The following is a 17,145-nucleotide window of genomic DNA, read 5'->3' as shown; positions in this document are numbered from 1 at the left end:
TTTTGGCTTTGCTCTTTCATTAATGTTAAACTATCTGTTATTAATTAATTATTAAAAAGAAAGAGAAAAAGACATGTTACAATTAAAAGATTTACGCAAGTCATATCATGTCGGTGATACGGTTACGCATGCACTTGATGGTGTTTCCATATCATTTCGTAACCAAGAATTTGTGGCAATTTTGGGTCCTAGTGGATCTGGTAAAACCACGTTATTAAATGTCATTGGTGGACTTGATCGTTATGATAGTGGAGACTTAATTATTAACGGTAAATCCACTAAAAATTTTAAGGAAACAGACTGGGACGCCTACAGAAATAATTCTGTCGGCTTTGTTTTCCAAAACTATAACTTAATTTCGCATTTATCAATTATTGCTAATGTCGAATTGGGCATGAATTTATCCGGAGTTTCTGCTTCTGAGCGTCATAAGCGAGCAGTAGACGCTTTAACCCAAGTTGGCTTAAAGGACCATATTTCTAAAAACCCCAATCAACTATCTGGTGGTCAAATGCAGCGTGTCGCAATTGCACGCGCTTTAGCCAATGATCCTGATATCTTACTGTGCGACGAACCGACCGGTGCTCTTGACACTGAAACATCTGAGCAAATCATGAAGCTGATTAAAAAGCTGTCAAAAGACCGCTTAGTAGTTATGGTTACACATAATCCTAATTTAGCTCAGGAATATGCCACCCGAATCGTCAACTTTCAGGATGGTAAAATTTTAAATGATTCCAATCCTTTTAATCCGGAAAAAGAAAAAGATACTTTTAAGCTGAAACGGACAAAAATGTCGTATTGGAACGCCATCAAGTTAAGTTTTACCAATATTATGACTAAAAAAGGCAGAACAACTTTGACAGCCTTTGCGTCAAGTATCGGAATTATATCTATCGCAGTTGTTTTAGCCTTATCCAACGGCTTTCAAAAGCAGATTGATACAACGATGAGTAAGGCACTAGCCAAATATCCCGTTACCATCAATCAAACCGCCACCGATGCTTCAAGTATTGAAGACCGTAACGAATCTGATAAGAATGTCAAAAATCGGGGCTATTTAACTGTTGAAAAAGATAGACTGCAAGAATCGACTCATCAAAATAAAATTAGTCAAAAGTATGTTAATTACATTAAAAAAATAAATCCTGATTATGCTAACAATATTTCCTATCAGCGTGGAATTAACTTAAATTTACTAACACGTAACGATAATAAAATTAAGCGAGTCCAATTCTCCCCCATTTCTGCTAGTTCAGACAGTTCTCAAGCTGCTGCCCAGATGCGGATGCAAGCAATTAGTGCTACTGGGTTAGGCTCATCAGTATTTCCTACTACACTTAATTCTGGTAAAAGTAATTTCCTGAAAGAAAATTATCAACTTTTGTCTGGAGCGTGGCCGCATAAAGCTACCGATTTAGTCTTAGTAACAGATAATGAAAACAAACTAAATATTAATATTATTAAAAACCTAGGTTTCAAAGTTAAAGCTGGTCAAAAAATAAAGTATCCCAAATTTGTTGGTAAAACCTTCAAAATTGTCGCCAACAACGACTATTATCAGAAATTACCGACAGGTATGTTTATTCCGCAAAAAATCAGTAATTCTATGTACGATAATAGCAAAACCAAACTGCGGATTGTAGGCGTCATCAGGCCAAAAGACCAAAATTCTATGGCACTTTTGTCAGCAGGAATTGCCTACAGTGACCAGTTAACACAAAATATTATCAATAAAAATAAAGCTTCAGAGATAGTAAAAGCACAAAAAAAGACTACTCAAAATGTCATGACTGGTCAAAGTATGAATTCCCAGGAAAAGAAACAAATGATACAGTCAATTGGTGGTTCCACCATACCGACTAGTATGATGATTTATCCCAATGACTTTGATGCCAAAGATAAAGTGCTTGATTACTTAGATAACTGGAATCGTGGTAAAAAGAAAAAAGATAAGATTATCTATACTGATATGTCAAGCGCTGTTACTTCGATGACCGGCGGCTTGCTTAATGGTATTACTACGGTCTTAGTTGCCTTTGCCGCAATCTCTTTAGTCACATCAATGATTATGATTGGTATTTTAACTTATACTTCTGTTTTAGAAAGAACTAAAGAAATAGGAATCTTAAAGGCACTGGGTGCCCGTAAAAAAGATATCACCAGGGTATTCGATGCCGAAACATTTATTTTGGGTGTTTTTTCCGGCGTTTTAGGTGTATTTATTGCTTGGTTGCTGGTCTTCCCTATTAATAGTCTTCTTTACTCCATTACTGACTTAAGCAATGTAGCACAGCTTAACCCTACTCATGCCCTGATATTAATCATTATTTCAACCATTTTAACTATGATTGGCGGTCACTTGCCAGCGCGGATGGCAGCTAAGAAAGATGCAGCAATTGCACTAAGAAGTGAATAGAAACAGCATTTTAGAGTTTACCTAATATTTGTTACATGTGAAACAAATATAGGTAAGCTCTTTTTTGCATAATTTTAAAGTAATATCTATTGTCGCATCCTGTTGACAAATTGGAATATACCAATTTATAATTAACTTAACTAATATGGAGGCGTAAATAAAAATGAAAATTATTATCACAGAAGATAAAGCCAGTGGCAGTAAGAAGGCTTTTGACTTATTTAAAGGCAGTATTGCTAATGGCACTAAGGTAATCGGTTTGGCAACCGGCTCAACTCCCGTTACTTTATACCAGCAATGGACCGAAAGTGATTTGGATAACAGCAATTTAATTAGTATTAACCTTGATGAATATGTTGGCTTAAATCCCGATAATGACCAAAGTTATCATTATTTTATGCAAAAAAACTTGTTTGATAAAAAGCCTTTTAAACACTCTTATGTTCCTGATGGAATCAAAGCCATTAAGGATCCCGAAGGTGCTTCAGCTGACTACAACAGAATAATTGCAGAAAATCCAATTGATCTTCAATTATTAGGATTAGGACAAAACGGTCACATTGCTTTTAATGAGCCTGGAACCTCATTTGATTCTGTTACCCACGAAGTACAACTAACTGAGAATACCATCAAAGCTAATTCTCGCTTCTTCAACAACATTGACGATGTTCCTAAATCAGCTATCTGCATGGGCATTGCAAATATAATGTCTGCTAAAGAAATAGTAATTATGGCTTTTGGCGATAATAAGGCTGATGCTGTACAAAAGATGGTTGAAGGTCCAGTAACAGAAGACGTACCTGCTTCAGTTTTGCAACAACATCAAAATGTCACTCTTATTGTTGACCAGGCTGCAGCAAGTAAATTAAGTTCAACATACAATAAGTAATTAACTGATATTAAGCTAAAAAGGGCGGTGCATTAAAACACCGCTCTTTTTGTGTGCAATTTTACGAACTGTTATTGTATACATATGGTGCATATTATTAGTCTGTTAAAATAATCAGTATTATTATTAAGATGAACCCTGAGAGGATGGTGATAAGTTGAAGAGAAGTAAAAAGTGGCTATTGGTATTAGGCATGTTATTACTATTACCTGTGCCTTGTTACTTAATATGGGAAACCAGTAGTTTTTGGCAAAAGTATTTAAAGATTAAATTACCTCATTTAGGTACTCTTAACCCGATATTTGCCTGGTATTTAATTGGTATTAGTATAATTGTTTTTATAATACTAATTGTTAGTTTAATTGTCATCCTATTTTGGCCAGTCCAAAGAAACTTTAATTTAATTCATAAAAGTGATGGTCAAGTTAAGGTTACTTCCAAGGCCATTAATGGCTATGTAATGAATTCGCTTGCCGATTTACCTTATTTAAATAATGCAAAGGTTAGTTCCAAGTTAACAAAACGCCGAATTAAAATTAAAATCGGCGGTGACTTGGGCCCTGGTGAAAACATTGCTGCCCTGCTTAACGACTATCTTGAAGAATTAAAAAAGAATCTGAAGCAATTGCTAGGAATTGAGCAAAAACCAAAAATTAACATCAAGTTTATCAATTATCACAAAGCAGATAAACCTGAAAGGCGCGTTCAATAAAGGAGGTCAAAATGAAAGAAGAATATAAAAAATACCTCCCAGAAATAAGCGGTGCCGTAATTGGCGTGTTACTGGCATTTTGCTTTTTGATACTGGGATTTTTCAAAACTATTTTCGTCATCGTAATGTTAGTCTGCGGCTTTTTAGTTGGTCATTACTGGCCGGTATTCAAAAAAATGTTGCAGAATAAATAATTTATATAAGGAGTATATACAATATGGTACAATCAAGTTCAAATCAAAGTAGTTCAAAGCCTGAAGTTAAAGGCGATTTAAAATATGATTCAAAGGTAATTCAAAAAATCGTGGGTATTGCCTTATCTGACATTAAAGGTCTTTTAACAGTTAACGGTGGCTTTTTCTCAAATATTGCCGATAAAATTGTTAACAGTGATGATGTCACTTCAGGCGTAAATGTTGAAGTAGGCAAAAAGCAGGTAGCTGTTGATATTGAGATCGTTGCAGAATATGGCGTAGACATTACCAAGCTATATGATCAAATTAAAGAAAAGATCCAAGAAAAAGTTAAAGAAATGACCGGTCTTGATACAGTTGAAGTCAATGTTACAGTAGTTGACATTAAGACTAAAGAGCAACACGAAAAAGATTCTGTCAGCTTACAGGACCGTATCACCGGTGCTGCTAATGACACTAAGGATAAAATCAGCGATCAAAAAGACAAGGCTCAAGATAAAGTTGAAGAAAAGAAAAAGGAATCTAAAGAATCTAGAGTTAAATAATAAGCATAGTTTTTGATGTTAACCGTAAAATTTGGACACTTTTTTAGTTGTTATTTAAGGACTAATTGCCGATATTCAATCGGAGTTAGTCCTTTTAGTTTGATTTTAATTTTATCTTGTTTAGATAATTTAGTCATAAAAATAGCCTCCAAATTTGTCCTAAATTTGGGGGTCATTTCATAACTCTACTACCTTTTATGAATTAATGAAATTAACCGTAATATTGATCCTGGTCTAAAGCAGTTTCATCGAAATTAACTATCATAAATTCATAGTTTGAAAAACACTCCATCCAATTGTTAAAATAGTCGTTCTCTTTTTTTAGCGACTTACTATTTTCTTCTCCTTCTATTATAAAAGGCTTTGAACGTATATTAAAATTTGCATGTATTGCACCCAGCAAATTCAATAAACACAAGAAATCTTTTGCTGAATCCACACTTACATGAAAAGATTTAAACGAGTTATTATTTTCGCCAAGATATCTTTTTGCTCTATTATACTCATCAGCAGATTCTGCCTTATAATTTTCAACGCTATTTACATTCTCTTCAATAATAGCTGTCGGAGCTTGATTTTTAAAAAGATCTAGTATCTTTCTTAATTTAAAAAATTGTTCATCATTCATTTTTATCATTCCATTTAAAAGGCGGTGCGTGGAAACATTATATCTCCTAAGAAGCCATCAATTTTGCCGCTTATTTCTGCAGAATATTAGGTAATAGCTGCATTTGCATTTAAGAGTATCTTCATTGACTGTATCTGCATAAAACACTATGCCCATAATCTAAAAAACTAGAGTTTCACAGCTTATTTAATTGTTCAATAAAAGACTCAGCATTCTATTTTCCTAATTCAATTACTTGATCAAACTGCTTTTTAATTTCAGGTCGCAAGTGGTGGGAAATGTAGACTAGAGTGATATCGTTCAAATTGAGCAAGCTCTGTTCGATTTTTTGTCCGTCCTTTTCATCAATTGCGGAAGTAATTTCATCGGCCAGAATAACCTGCGGGTTACTCAGCAGCTGCCTTGCCAGTGCAATTCGCTGCTTTTGCCCACCCGAAATGTTGTTACCGGCGTGTTTTAAAACAGTGTCAAGCCCGCTGACACTATCAATGACAAATTTTTCCAAACCTGCACGCTTAATCGCAGTCTTCAGCTCTTCTTCAGTTGTCTCTCGGCCTAAAGTGATGTTATAACGCAGGCTGCCATCAAAAATATAGGCTGACTGATCAATATAAGCGATCTGCTTATGTAGCGACCGCAGACTAAGCTCGCGGTATTCATTGTCATCCCAAGTAAGTGATCCTTGATAGCCTGTTAACAAACCACCAATTAATTTTACCAGGGTCGACTTACCGCAGCCTGACGGACCAACAATAGCTACCCGTTCGCCTCGCTTAATGCTGCCGGCAACATTCGTTAAAATAGGTCTGTCATTATTAGGATAGCTGAACGAAAGGTCGCTAAATGCAATTTGCTGAGTCAAAGGAGCAACATTCTTGTCCCCTGTTTTTTCCTGCGTATTAGCTAATTTATTATATTTGTCAAAAATAGGTTGAACTGCCCGAATTGAAGTTAGATCAATACTGATTTCTGTCAAGCTGCCAAAAACATTACCGGACATTGAACCAACAATTAAAATAGCTCCAATTGGAATCTGATTGTGAAAGGCCAGATATCCGGATTCAACAGTTAAAATAGTTTGAGCAGATATACTTATCAGATTAATCAATGAATTAGAGAATGACATTTCCGTAATGTAATTAACCCGAGCCTGTCCAGTCTTATCTGATGCCGCAAGAACTATTTTATTGAGCAATTTTTGCTGACCAAGCGTGAGCAGGTTGACAAAGCCCTCAAGAACATCGGTTATTTTTGACGTTAATACCTCATTTTGCTTGCTTTGTTTTTGCGATAATTCCTCCAACTTTTTCTTAAAAAGACGGGGAAATAAAATCATAATAACAGCAAAAACCAAAGTGGTTACAAATAAGAGTGGATGGTAAGAAAACAGGATGACACTGGCAATAATTCCTAGGAGTGCGCTGCTAAATGTTTGCTCTAAACTGAAAAAGCCATCTTGATTAATTTGGTTAATATCGTTAGTAAACCAGGAAACATAATCAGCTTCCGTGTGCTTGTTGAAATCTTCATACTCTTGACGACCAATTATATGGGCTAATGCGTTCCTAATGGAATTATCGACGGCCTTGATGATTACAGCGGAATACCGTGAACTACAAAAAAAGAAAATCAGAAAAAAGCCCCAGCTAAGCAAGTTTAAACCTGTATCAACAATAAAGCCCTTTAAACTGTGCTGAGTCAAAGCAGTAAGTGCATTACCTTTAAAAATGCTGGCAGCAGTTTGTGCTAAATTCCGCCCAAAATAGAGGATGGCTAAAATTACATACATGCCTGAATTACGTTTAATGTAGGTCCAAAGCGAAAATTTTGTTATAGTATCGTCCATGATTTACTTCCTGTCTAAATCCCTATTTTTAGAGTTAATACTAAAATGATTTTGGTTTAATAGAATAATATGGTTTTTGCATTACTTCTTCAAAAGACTCTTAACTGGTACTTACAGCAGGAGTTGTACTATCTAAAGATAAAAATCTTTTCAAGATATCAGTTATGCCCTCTTACTTCCATCATTTACTAATAATTTTATAATTTACTTACTATCTTATATCTTTTTTAACATTAAAACAATTTCTTTTTAATTTTCATTCTTAGAATTTTCCCATAGCAGCAGTATATAAATATCAACTGCAACTTTTTCGAGCTTTTAAAAAATAATTCGTTCTATAATTGCAAAATCACTTATATACTTAATGCAATCAAAACGAGCAATTATTGACTACTTTATTTATCACAGAATCGAAAGAATCAAAGTACAGAATAAAAGGGCTTAACACCGAATGATATCGGCATCAATCCTCAGTAAAATAATTAATTAAGATTTATCAGCCAGATTTTTTGGTTTCACGTGTAACATCTAATTTTGTAATAAATTATTTACTTGAATACTTAATTTTTTATTCTGTATTATACAAAATTACTTGACTTTTTGATTAAAATTTTAATTTACTTTTTGCTTGTATACCACTATATCTCGTATTAAACTAAATAAGAATCTATATATTGTATTTATGAAAGAACGTGATCCAAGTTATTGTTTTAAGTGGGCCAATTGGAGCCGGTAAATCCAGTTTAACTAGTATTTTAGCTGAGCACTTAGGTACACAAGCCTTTTATGAGGGAGTTGATAATAATCCTGTTCTTCCTTTATATTACCAAGACATGAAACGCTATACTTTTTTGCTTAATATCTATCTGCTTAACCATCGTTTAGCACAAATCAACCAGGCAATTCGTGAAAAAAATAGTGTATCAGACCGTTCAATTTATGAAGATGCACTCTTTTTCAAAATGAACGCGGACAGTAAAGTAGCTGACCCTACTGAATTTAAGATATACGACAGTTTACTCGAAAACATGATGGAAGATACCCCAGGTAATCCTAGCAAAAAGCCAGATTTACTAATTTACATTCATGTTTCCCTGGATACAATGCTTAAACGCATTAAAAAGCGGGGTCGTTCATTTGAGCAAATCAGTACCGATCCTAGTTTAAAAGACTATTACGCTAGGCTAATTAAGTACTATGAACCATGGTATGAGAAATATGATGCATCTCCTAAGATTAAGATCGACGGGGATAAATACGATTTTATCTGCGATGAAGATGCTAAAAAAGAAGTTTTAAATCAGATTGATGACAAATTGCACGCAATAGGCAATTTAGAATAGAGAAGGAACGTGATGACAGTTATTGTTTTAAGCGGGCCAATTGGAGCCGGTAAATCCAGTTTAACCAGTATTTTAGCTAAGTATTTAGGAACCAAACCATTTTATGAGAGTGTCGATAACAATCCTGTATTGCCACTTTTTTATGCTGATCCTAAAAAATACGCATTCTTACTTCAGGTATTTTTCCTAAACACTCGTTTTCGTAGTATCAAGGATGCATTGACTGATGATAATAATGTTCTTGATCGTTCAATCTATGAGGATGCCCTTTTCTTCCAAATGAATGCGGACATTGGTCGTGCAACGAAAGAAGAAGTAGCTACCTATTACGAACTGCTTAATAATATGATGAGTGAGCTCAAACATATGCCTAAGAAAAATCCAGACTTGCTGGTTCATATTAAAGTTTCATACGACACCATGATTAAAAGAATTCAAAAACGTGGTCGACCTTATGAACAATTGAGCTATGATGCAACACTGGAAGATTATTATAAGCGGCTTTTACGCTACTATAAACCTTGGTATGAAAAGTATGACTACTCACCCAAAATGGAGATAGATGGTGACAAACTAGACTTTATGACTGATAAGCAGGCTAGAGAAGTTGTACTTGATCAAATCGTTGCCAAACTAAAAGAAATGGGTAAATTACCCGAATCATGGAATAAATCCACAAATATTCAAATAGATTAACAATAAATAAATTATTATCAAAAGGTCATTAGAACTATGTGCTAATGGCCTTTTTATGTTGCCTATTACGATTTTAAAGTGCTGTTTAATTTATAGGAAAAGCTCTAAAAGTGAGGAGTAGCAATTAGATAGCTGGATGACAATTTAAATATTTTGTTACTTACTCAAATAAAAAATCAGAAAACTATGTTATTATTGAATCATATATTTTTCACATATTTTTTTAATTAATTTATCCAGCTTTAATTAGCTCGACTAGGCTAATCATTTACCCGCCCTATTAAATTAATTTTGTAAGAAGGAGAAAAAATGAATTATATCCTTTCAATTATGCCCTCTCTCTTTGCAGGCGCAAAAATGACATTAATTTTATTCTTTTGGACTTTAATTACTGCTATTCCCTTAGGAGTCATAGTTAGCTTAGGCTTACTGTCACATTTTAAGCCTCTACGGTTAATTCTAAAATTTTATATCTGGATTATGCGGGGTACCCCACTCTTGTTACAATTAATTTTTATTTTTTATGGCTTACCCATAGTCGGAATAATTTTTCAACGCTACGATGCAGCGCTTTTTGCTTTTATCTTAAACTACACAGCTTATTTCGCAGAAATTTTCCGTGGGGGCTTTCAGTCAATTCCAATAGGACAATATGAAAGTGCTCGGGTTTTGAGGCTAAATTACTGGCAAACTTTGACACATATTATAATTCCGCAAGTTAGTAAAATTGTCATACCCTCAATCGGAAACGAAGTTATCAACCTGGTTAAGGATACTTCGCTTGTTTATGTCATCGGTCTAGGTGAACTTTTACGTGCCGGCAATGTTGCTACTGCCAGAGACGTAACACTGATTCCTTTAATGATAGTCGGGATAATCTATTTACTAATGACTGGTATAGCATCATTTTTGCTAAAGAAAATTGAACGCAATTTTGCAAAGTGGAAGTAAATTAAAGGAAACAATATGCTAGAACTTAAAAACATTACCAAAAAATTTGGCTCACGCACTATCTTAAACAAATTAAACCTCACTATTCCTGACAGAGAGATTTTGGCCATTGTAGGACCTTCGGGAGCGGGAAAAACCACTCTATTGCGCTGCTTAAGTGGTTTGGAAAGAATTGATTCAGGTGAATTCTTATGGGATGGGCAAAAATTCGACCCGACTGCTCCTGATAGCAAAAGTCATATTATCGGAGTCGTTTTTCAAAGCTATGAGCTTTTTCCTAATTTAACTGTAATTGAAAACATTACTTTGGCACCAACCCTAGTTTTAAAAGAAACTGCAGAGCAGGCGCAAACTCACGCACAAAAGTTATTGCAACAACTGGATTTAACTGGTAAAGAGGATCTTTATCCCTATCAGCTTTCTGGAGGTCAGCAACAAAGAGTAGCTATTGTACGTGCGCTAGCAATGGAGCCTCATATCTTATGTTATGATGAGCCTACCTCTGCTTTGGACCCAGATTTAAGAACAAAAGTCGGAGAAATAATTTTAAAACTTAAAAATAATAACAAAATGACACAAATTATTGTGACTCATGACATGGAATTCGCCAGTCAAGTTGCTGATCAAGTATTCAAAGTTAAAGCATTAGATGATAAGAAGGTAATATAAGTGAAAACTAAGCGCCTCTTAACCCTCATAATAACGCTCATCTGTACTTTATTTATTTCTGCCTGTAGTGGCATATCAGTTAATAGAAAAGCTAACGAAGTTGATAATTGGTCCCATATCAAGCAGCGTGGGTATGTTACAGTTGGTGTAGATGATACTTTTGTGCCCATGGATTTTAGGCAAAAAAATGGTCAGTTAATTGGTTACGACGTTGACCTTGCAAATGCTGTATTTAAACAATACGGTATTAACGTTAGTTTTCAAACAATTGACTGGTCTATGAATACTACAGAGCTTAAAAACGGCACAATCGATCTGATATGGAATGGTTTTAGCAAGAATCCAGAACGTAAGGCCAAAGTTAATTTTAGTAAAACTTATTTGTATACTTCACAAGTATTAGTAAGCCTCAAGAAGAATAAAATTAATACTATTGCTGCAATGAAAAATAAGACTTTAGGAGTTCAAACCGGCTCTTCTGGCTATAACGATGTAATGAAATACCCTAAAGTTTTTAAAAACCATATTAAAAATCATGATCCTATTCTCTATGATTCCTTTACCAATGCTTTTATAGATTTAACTGCTGGCAGGATTGACGGACTATTAATCGACAGTTCTTATGCAGACTATTACATTTCTAAGCAAAAGCATCCGGAAAATTTTACCGAAATCGATAGTCCTTTCCCTAAAGAAGAATTTGGTGTCGGCATGAGAAAAAGTGACGTTACCATGAAGCGCAAAGTCAATCAAGCACTAGAAAAACTAGCACGAAACGGTACTCTCACAAGAATTAATCACAAATGGTTCGGTAATAAAGCACGATCTCCCTTGCTTGAAACGAACTAAGCTCTATTAATTTATTTTGTCAAGGACTGCTGCTATGCCATCATGATTGTTGTCTAAAGTAGTTGTAAATTTTCTCTTTAGGTCCTCCGGTGCATTCCCCATTACTACAGGGTGACCCACTGATTGCAGCATTTTTTCATCATTATAATTGTCGCCAAATGCCCAGCATTCTTTTAAGTCTGCGCCCAAGGCCTGAGCTATTACTTTTACACCCTGACCCTTAGAAACGCCCTTAACAACAACTTCTAATAAATTTGCAGCTGATTTTACGATGTAAAATTCGGGATAAAGTTGTTGTAAGTCTTTTTGCGTAGCATCTAATAAATCGGGCGTGCCCATCAGCAAAATTTTATGAACATTTTCAAGTTGGCTGATTTCAGCAATTGAACTTGGCTGTGCCTTGAATTTAACTATTTTTTCCTCGTTCTTAACTAATTCATCATTATTACCTGGGAAATAATACCAGTTGTTACCGCTGTAGACATTCCAAACCACACCATTATTTTTATGTTCAATATAGGTGCATATTTCTGCAGCTTTTGCAGAAGGCATGGAACGTGAATCAAGCGTGTGACCCATTTCATCCAAAACCAAAGCTCCATTATATGCAACCATTGGACATGCTTTAGTAATTTCACCGACAACTGACATAATTGCCTTGGGCATGCGGGCAGAAACTGGCACAAAAACATTACTCTTAATAATTTGCTTCCGAATAGCCATTTTAGTTTTAGGTGTAACTTCTTGTTTTGAGTTAATTAAAGTACCATCTATATCTGAAAAAATTAAATTTCCCATTTTTTCTCCTATCGAGTTTCATAAATTAATACAGTTTTACCCTCATTTTACCGATTAAAGTATTAACAGGTCAATTTGTTCATAAATGTAACTATTAATAAATTATGCTTATTTTGCCTAATTATAGCTAGTATTATTCGTGTTTGCATTATTTTAAATGAATGGTAAACTAGAATAGTCGTTAGTTTGATTTAAAACACGAACAATATATTTGGGAGAGGTTAGATGAATTTTATAAAGAGTTATTTTCAACTCGATAAATACAAAACCAATGTTAAAATTGAATTTCTTGCTGGGTTAACAACTTTTATCAGCATGTCATACATTTTATTTGTTAACCCAAGTGTCTTGGGAGCCAGTGGCATGGATAAAGGGGCAGTTTTTACAGCCACTGCTTTAGCCAGTGCTTTAGGTACTGCTATTATGGGGATCGTTGCTAACTATCCTATTGGAGAAGCTCCTGCCCTTGGTATTAATGCGTTTTTTGCTTATACCGTTTGTGTAGGTATGCATGTTTCATGGGAAACAGCCTTAGCCGCTGTCTTTGTGGCCTCTATTATCTTCATTTTAATTACTATGTTTAAGTTAAGGGAAAAGATTATCAATGCTATCCCTGCTGACTTAAAATTCGCTATTTCTTCCGGAATCGGCCTGTTCATCGCATTTTTGGGAATGCAAGATGGTGGTTTAATTGTAGCAAACAAATCAACACTGGTCGGCTTGGGTTCACTTCATGATCCGGCTGTCTGGATTACCATTTTCGGCCTTATTGTTACTGTTGTTTTAATGATTTTAAATGTACCGGGAGCTATTTTTATTGGTATGATCCTGGCAGCTATTTTTGGTGTAGTTACAGGACAAATCCCTTTACCAACTAAAATAGTTTCAGTAGCACCAAGTATTGCTCCATCATTCGGCCAAGCGATTTTCCATGTTAAAGACATTAATACTCTGCAAATGTGGGTTGTGGTACTTACCTTCCTTTTAGTAACTTTCTTTGACACTGCCGGTACTTTAATTGGCTTAGCTCAACAAGCTGGCTTTATGAAAGACAACAAAATGCCCCGCGTAGGTAAAGCTCTGGCATCAGATTCAACTGCTATGATGGTTGGCTCCGTTTTAGGAACTTCACCAGTTGGTGCTTTTGTTGAATCAAGTGCCGGTATTGCAGTTGGTGGCAGAACTGGTTTAACTGCTGTCTTTGTGGCTATTTTCTTCTTAATATCAATGATATTTAGTCCCCTGTTAGGCTTGTTTACTACACATGTTACAGCGCCAGCCTTAATCATTGTTGGTGTTCTGATGGCACAAAACACAGCACATATTCAATGGGACAAGATGGAAATTGCAGTTCCTGCTTTTCTAATTTTAATTGGTATGCCTTTAACCTATTCAATATCCGATGGTTTGGCTTTAGGCTTAATAACCTACCCTATATGCATGGTTGCTGCCAAGAGAGTTAAAGAAATTACACCAATGATGTGGATTCTTTTCTTCGTCTTTATTGTCTTCTTATGGGTACTAAATTTCTAAGACTTACTAATTGTTAAAAAAATATAATATGATAAACTAAGCAAATATATTGATGTAAATCGTACTCATATATTTGCTTTTTATTTTGAAAGAGGTTTTTATGAAAACAATAGATTACAAAAAATTTATATTGCCAATATTGTTTGGCCTTATATTCTGGTTGACGACGCCAATTCGTCCAGCCGGAGTATCAGTTCAAGCTTGGCATATGCTGGCAATATTTATTGGAACAATTTTCGGCTGTATCACATTGCCAATAGCAATCAGCGGCGTCACTTTAATTGGCTTTACTTTAACCATTTGTCTTGGACTTGCACCACTTGCAGACAAAATTGTTAACGGAAAAGTAATCGAAAAAGGAGCCATTAATGCATTTGCTAACTCATCTGCCTGGCTTATCGTTATGGCTTTTATGATTTCGCGAGGTATCGTAAAAACCGGCTTAGGGCAAAGAATTGCTTTGTATTTTGTTAAGTGGTTTGGTCATAAGTCCCTAGGTTTAGGTTACGCAATAGGAGCTATCGATTTAATAGTATCCCCTGCAACTCCTTCAAATGGTGCAAGAGCAGGTGGTGTGGTATATCCATTAATTCAATCTTTAGCCAATACTTTTGGATCAAAACCTAATGATCCTTCACGTAAAAAGATGGGAGCTTACCTAACTTTTACGGAATTTCAAGTTAATATCATAACTTCGTCATTATTTATGACCGCATGTGCGCCTAACTTAATCGCCGTTGCACTAGCCGGTAAGGCCGGCGTAACTCTTAGCTGGATGCCGTGGCTTATGGCCAGCATTGTACCTGCAGCAATTTGTCTAATTGTGGTGCCATATTTTGTTTACAAACTTTATCCACCGGAAATTAAAGAAACTCCTAACGCCAAAGAATGGGCCGACGGGGAATTAGCAAAAATGGGAAAGCTTACGTTATCTGAAAAATTAATGGCGGCCATTTTCGCAATCACTTTAGTGCTCTGGATGCTTTCCAGCACTTTAGGAATTGATGCTACATTAATTGCCTTCATTTCCGTTTCCCTTTTGTTACTTACTGGTGTATTAACGCCTAAAGACTTGCTAAGTGAAACTGGCGCCTGGAATATTTTGATTTGGCTGTCAATTTTAGTATTCATGGCTGAAAAACTTACTCAGTTTGGCTTGATTGGCTGGATATCAAGTAGCATTTCTAGTGCAATGAAAGGCCTCAACTGGTTAATAGTTTTGGTAGTTCTAGCATTGGTCTTGTTCTATACCCACTACTTATTTGCCAGTGCTACAGCTCATAATTCAGCAATGTATCTGCCATTATTAACTGTAGCAATTTCTGCCGGTGCACCTAAATTACTGGCAGCCCAATTTTTAGCTCTATTTTCTGCAATCATGGGCTCTACTACCCATTATTCCAGTCCTGCTGCATCAGTCTTAGCTTCTTCTGGTTATGTAAAACAAGATGAGTGGTGGAAATTAAGTTTTATATTTGGTATTTTTTATATCTTAGTTTACGGCATTATCGGATTAGCTTGGATGAAACTAATCGGTATGTGGTAATTATGCAAAGCAAATCTTGATAGGTTTGCTTTTTTATTTCCTGGGAAATAATTTTGCATTACATGGTCCATTTACCCCCAATAAGTTATATACTAGATATATTGGTTCTTTATAATTTTAATATTTTTAGGAGGAAAAATGACGACACTAGATAAAGTCTTTCATTTAAACGATGCTCATACCACTGTTAAACGTGAATTAATAGCTGCATTAACCACGTTTGTCAGTCTCTCCTACATCCTTTTTGTTAACCCAAACATTTTGCACGCAGCCGGTATTGATAAAGGGGCAGCATTTACAGTTACTGCAATTTCGATTGCAATTGGCTGCTTCATTATGGGTCTAGTAGCTAATTACCCCGTTGCTCTAGCCCCAACATTAGGTAGCGCAGCCTTTTTCGCTTACAATGTCTGCGGAGGAATGCATATTAACTGGCAAACTGCCTTAGCTGCTGTTTTAGTTGCATCTATTTTATTTATTTTAATAACAGTTTTGAAGCTGCGTGAAATAGTAGTTGATGCTATTCCACAAGATCTGAAATATGCTATTTCTGCTGGTATCGGCTTATTTATCGCCTTTATCGGCCTGCAAAATGGTAAGTTAATTGTCAATAGTGATTCCAATTTAGTTACTTTAGGCAAGTTTAATTCACCAGCTGTCTGGATTACTCTTTTTGGCTTGACCCTCACCGTAATCTTAATGGCAATGAATGTACCCGGATCAATTTTTATTGGTATGGTCATTACAGCTGTCTTTGGGGTTATTATTGGCCAAGTTGCTGTGCCAAAGGGTATTATTGCGAGTGCTCCAAGTATTGCTCCGACATTTGGTCAAGCTGTATTTCACTTAAAAGATATTAATACCCCACAACTATTCATGGTAGTTTTAACGTTCCTACTTGTTACGTTCTTTGATACAGCAGGTACATTGATTGGAATGACTGAACAAGCAGGCATGGTAGATCAAAATGGTAAGATTCCACGAATTGGAAAAGCTTTCGTTTCCGACTCTTTAGCAATGGTCGAAGGGGCCGTCTTAGGTACTGCGCCACTGGGAACTTCTGTCGAATCAAGTGCAGGAATTGCCATGGGCGGACGTACTGGTTTAACGGCAATTTTCGTAGGAATTTTCTTCCTAATATCAATGATTTTCAGTCCACTTCTGGCGGTTATTCCCACCACTGTTACTGCACCAGCACTAATTATCGTTGGCGTACTCATGGCCGGAAATCTGAAAAAAATCAATTGGGACAAATTTGAGATTGCTTTCCCAGCATTTTTAACAGTAGTTGGTATGCCATTGACTTACAGCATTTCTGACGGCTTGGCACTCGGCATGATAGCCTACCCAATTACCATGATTGCTTCTAAGCAAGCTAAAAAAGTTTCACCAATGATGTATATCCTATTAGTAATATTTGTTATCTTTTTCTTGATTACAAATATGTAAAGATATTAGTTTAATTACAAAAGATCACTTCAGTTTGAAGTGATTTTTTGTTTGTAATCATTCATAAATCTCACTTTA

At 35.5% G+C, this 17,145-nt stretch carries 16 protein-coding genes; 13 read left to right on the top strand and 3 right to left on the bottom strand.

Annotation, left to right across the window (positions count from 1 at the left end; all coding sequences use genetic code 11):
• The first annotated feature begins 73 nt into the window (after positions 1–73).
• The 5 genes from H3R29_RS07215 to H3R29_RS07195 all read left to right on the top strand — a co-directional run bounded on the left by H3R29_RS07215 (position 74) and on the right by H3R29_RS07195 (position 4,759).
• Positions 74–2,419, top strand: coding sequence for an ABC transporter ATP-binding protein/permease (locus H3R29_RS07215; protein WP_198202916.1), 2,346 nt, complete (start codon positions 74–76; stop codon positions 2,417–2,419).
• Positions 2,420–2,582: 163 nt separating this feature from the next.
• The gene (locus H3R29_RS07210; protein WP_198202915.1) at positions 2,583–3,308 is read left to right on the top strand and encodes a glucosamine-6-phosphate deaminase; all 726 of its coding nucleotides are present in this window, start codon (positions 2,583–2,585) and stop codon (positions 3,306–3,308) included.
• Positions 3,309–3,465: 157 nt separating this feature from the next.
• Positions 3,466–4,020: an alkaline shock response membrane anchor protein AmaP gene (gene amaP / locus H3R29_RS07205; RefSeq protein ID WP_146207103.1), complete on the top strand. Its 555-nt coding sequence runs from the start codon at positions 3,466–3,468 to the stop codon at positions 4,018–4,020.
• Between the two features lie 11 nt (positions 4,021–4,031).
• Positions 4,032–4,214: a DUF2273 domain-containing protein gene (locus tag H3R29_RS07200; RefSeq protein ID WP_046325732.1), complete on the top strand. Its 183-nt coding sequence runs from the start codon at positions 4,032–4,034 to the stop codon at positions 4,212–4,214.
• Positions 4,215–4,228: 14 nt separating this feature from the next.
• Positions 4,229–4,759 (top strand): Asp23/Gls24 family envelope stress response protein, encoded by a 531-nt coding sequence (locus H3R29_RS07195; protein ID WP_370448600.1) that lies wholly within the window; start codon positions 4,229–4,231, stop codon positions 4,757–4,759.
• Positions 4,760–4,970: 211 nt separating this feature from the next.
• On the opposite strand, the gene H3R29_RS07190 is transcribed toward H3R29_RS07195, so the two are convergent.
• Positions 4,971–5,387: a hypothetical protein gene (locus H3R29_RS07190; protein ID WP_198202914.1), complete on the bottom strand. Its 417-nt coding sequence runs from the start codon at positions 5,385–5,387 to the stop codon at positions 4,971–4,973.
• A gap of 214 nt (positions 5,388–5,601) precedes the next feature.
• Positions 5,602–7,233: an ABC transporter ATP-binding protein gene (locus H3R29_RS07185; protein ID WP_198202913.1), complete on the bottom strand. Its 1,632-nt coding sequence runs from the start codon at positions 7,231–7,233 to the stop codon at positions 5,602–5,604.
• Between the two features lie 692 nt (positions 7,234–7,925).
• Between H3R29_RS07185 and H3R29_RS07180 the strand changes: the two genes are divergently transcribed.
• The 5 genes from H3R29_RS07180 (at position 7,926) to H3R29_RS07160 (ending at position 11,741) form a co-directional block, all read left to right on the top strand.
• Positions 7,926–8,576, top strand: a complete 651-nt coding sequence (locus tag H3R29_RS07180) for a deoxynucleoside kinase (RefSeq protein ID WP_046325735.1) — start codon at positions 7,926–7,928, stop codon at positions 8,574–8,576.
• A 12-nt stretch (positions 8,577–8,588) separates the two neighbouring features.
• On the top strand, positions 8,589–9,272 hold the full coding sequence (locus H3R29_RS07175; protein ID WP_046325736.1) for a deoxynucleoside kinase: 684 nt from the start codon (positions 8,589–8,591) through the stop codon (positions 9,270–9,272).
• A gap of 309 nt (positions 9,273–9,581) precedes the next feature.
• Positions 9,582–10,223: an amino acid ABC transporter permease gene (locus tag H3R29_RS07170; RefSeq protein WP_198202912.1), complete on the top strand. Its 642-nt coding sequence runs from the start codon at positions 9,582–9,584 to the stop codon at positions 10,221–10,223.
• A 15-nt stretch (positions 10,224–10,238) separates the two neighbouring features.
• On the top strand, positions 10,239–10,892 hold the full coding sequence (locus H3R29_RS07165; RefSeq protein ID WP_198202911.1) for an amino acid ABC transporter ATP-binding protein: 654 nt from the start codon (positions 10,239–10,241) through the stop codon (positions 10,890–10,892).
• Positions 10,893–11,741 (top strand): amino acid ABC transporter substrate-binding protein, encoded by an 849-nt coding sequence (locus tag H3R29_RS07160; protein ID WP_198202910.1) that lies wholly within the window; start codon positions 10,893–10,895, stop codon positions 11,739–11,741.
• Between the two features lie 6 nt (positions 11,742–11,747).
• On the opposite strand, the gene H3R29_RS07155 is transcribed toward H3R29_RS07160, so the two are convergent.
• Positions 11,748–12,539 (bottom strand): Cof-type HAD-IIB family hydrolase, encoded by a 792-nt coding sequence (locus tag H3R29_RS07155; RefSeq protein ID WP_198202909.1) that lies wholly within the window; start codon positions 12,537–12,539, stop codon positions 11,748–11,750.
• A 225-nt stretch (positions 12,540–12,764) separates the two neighbouring features.
• On the opposite strand from H3R29_RS07155, the gene H3R29_RS07150 reads away from it, so the two are divergent.
• From H3R29_RS07150 to H3R29_RS07140, 3 genes are all read left to right on the top strand, one after another.
• Positions 12,765–14,072, top strand: coding sequence for an NCS2 family permease (locus H3R29_RS07150; RefSeq protein WP_046325741.1), 1,308 nt, complete (start codon positions 12,765–12,767; stop codon positions 14,070–14,072).
• Positions 14,073–14,172: 100 nt separating this feature from the next.
• Positions 14,173–15,618: a DASS family sodium-coupled anion symporter gene (locus H3R29_RS07145; protein WP_198202908.1), complete on the top strand. Its 1,446-nt coding sequence runs from the start codon at positions 14,173–14,175 to the stop codon at positions 15,616–15,618.
• A gap of 138 nt (positions 15,619–15,756) precedes the next feature.
• Positions 15,757–17,067 (top strand): NCS2 family permease, encoded by a 1,311-nt coding sequence (locus H3R29_RS07140; RefSeq protein ID WP_046325743.1) that lies wholly within the window; start codon positions 15,757–15,759, stop codon positions 17,065–17,067.
• Positions 17,068–17,145 lie beyond the last annotated feature (78 nt).

The sequence above is a fragment of the Lactobacillus sp. M0393 genome (genome assembly GCF_016102025.1).
In the GTDB taxonomy this organism is placed as follows: domain Bacteria; phylum Bacillota; class Bacilli; order Lactobacillales; family Lactobacillaceae; genus Lactobacillus; species Lactobacillus melliventris.
Note: the sequence above shows the minus strand (reverse complement) of the source record. Positions and strands in the feature narration are given on the sequence as shown.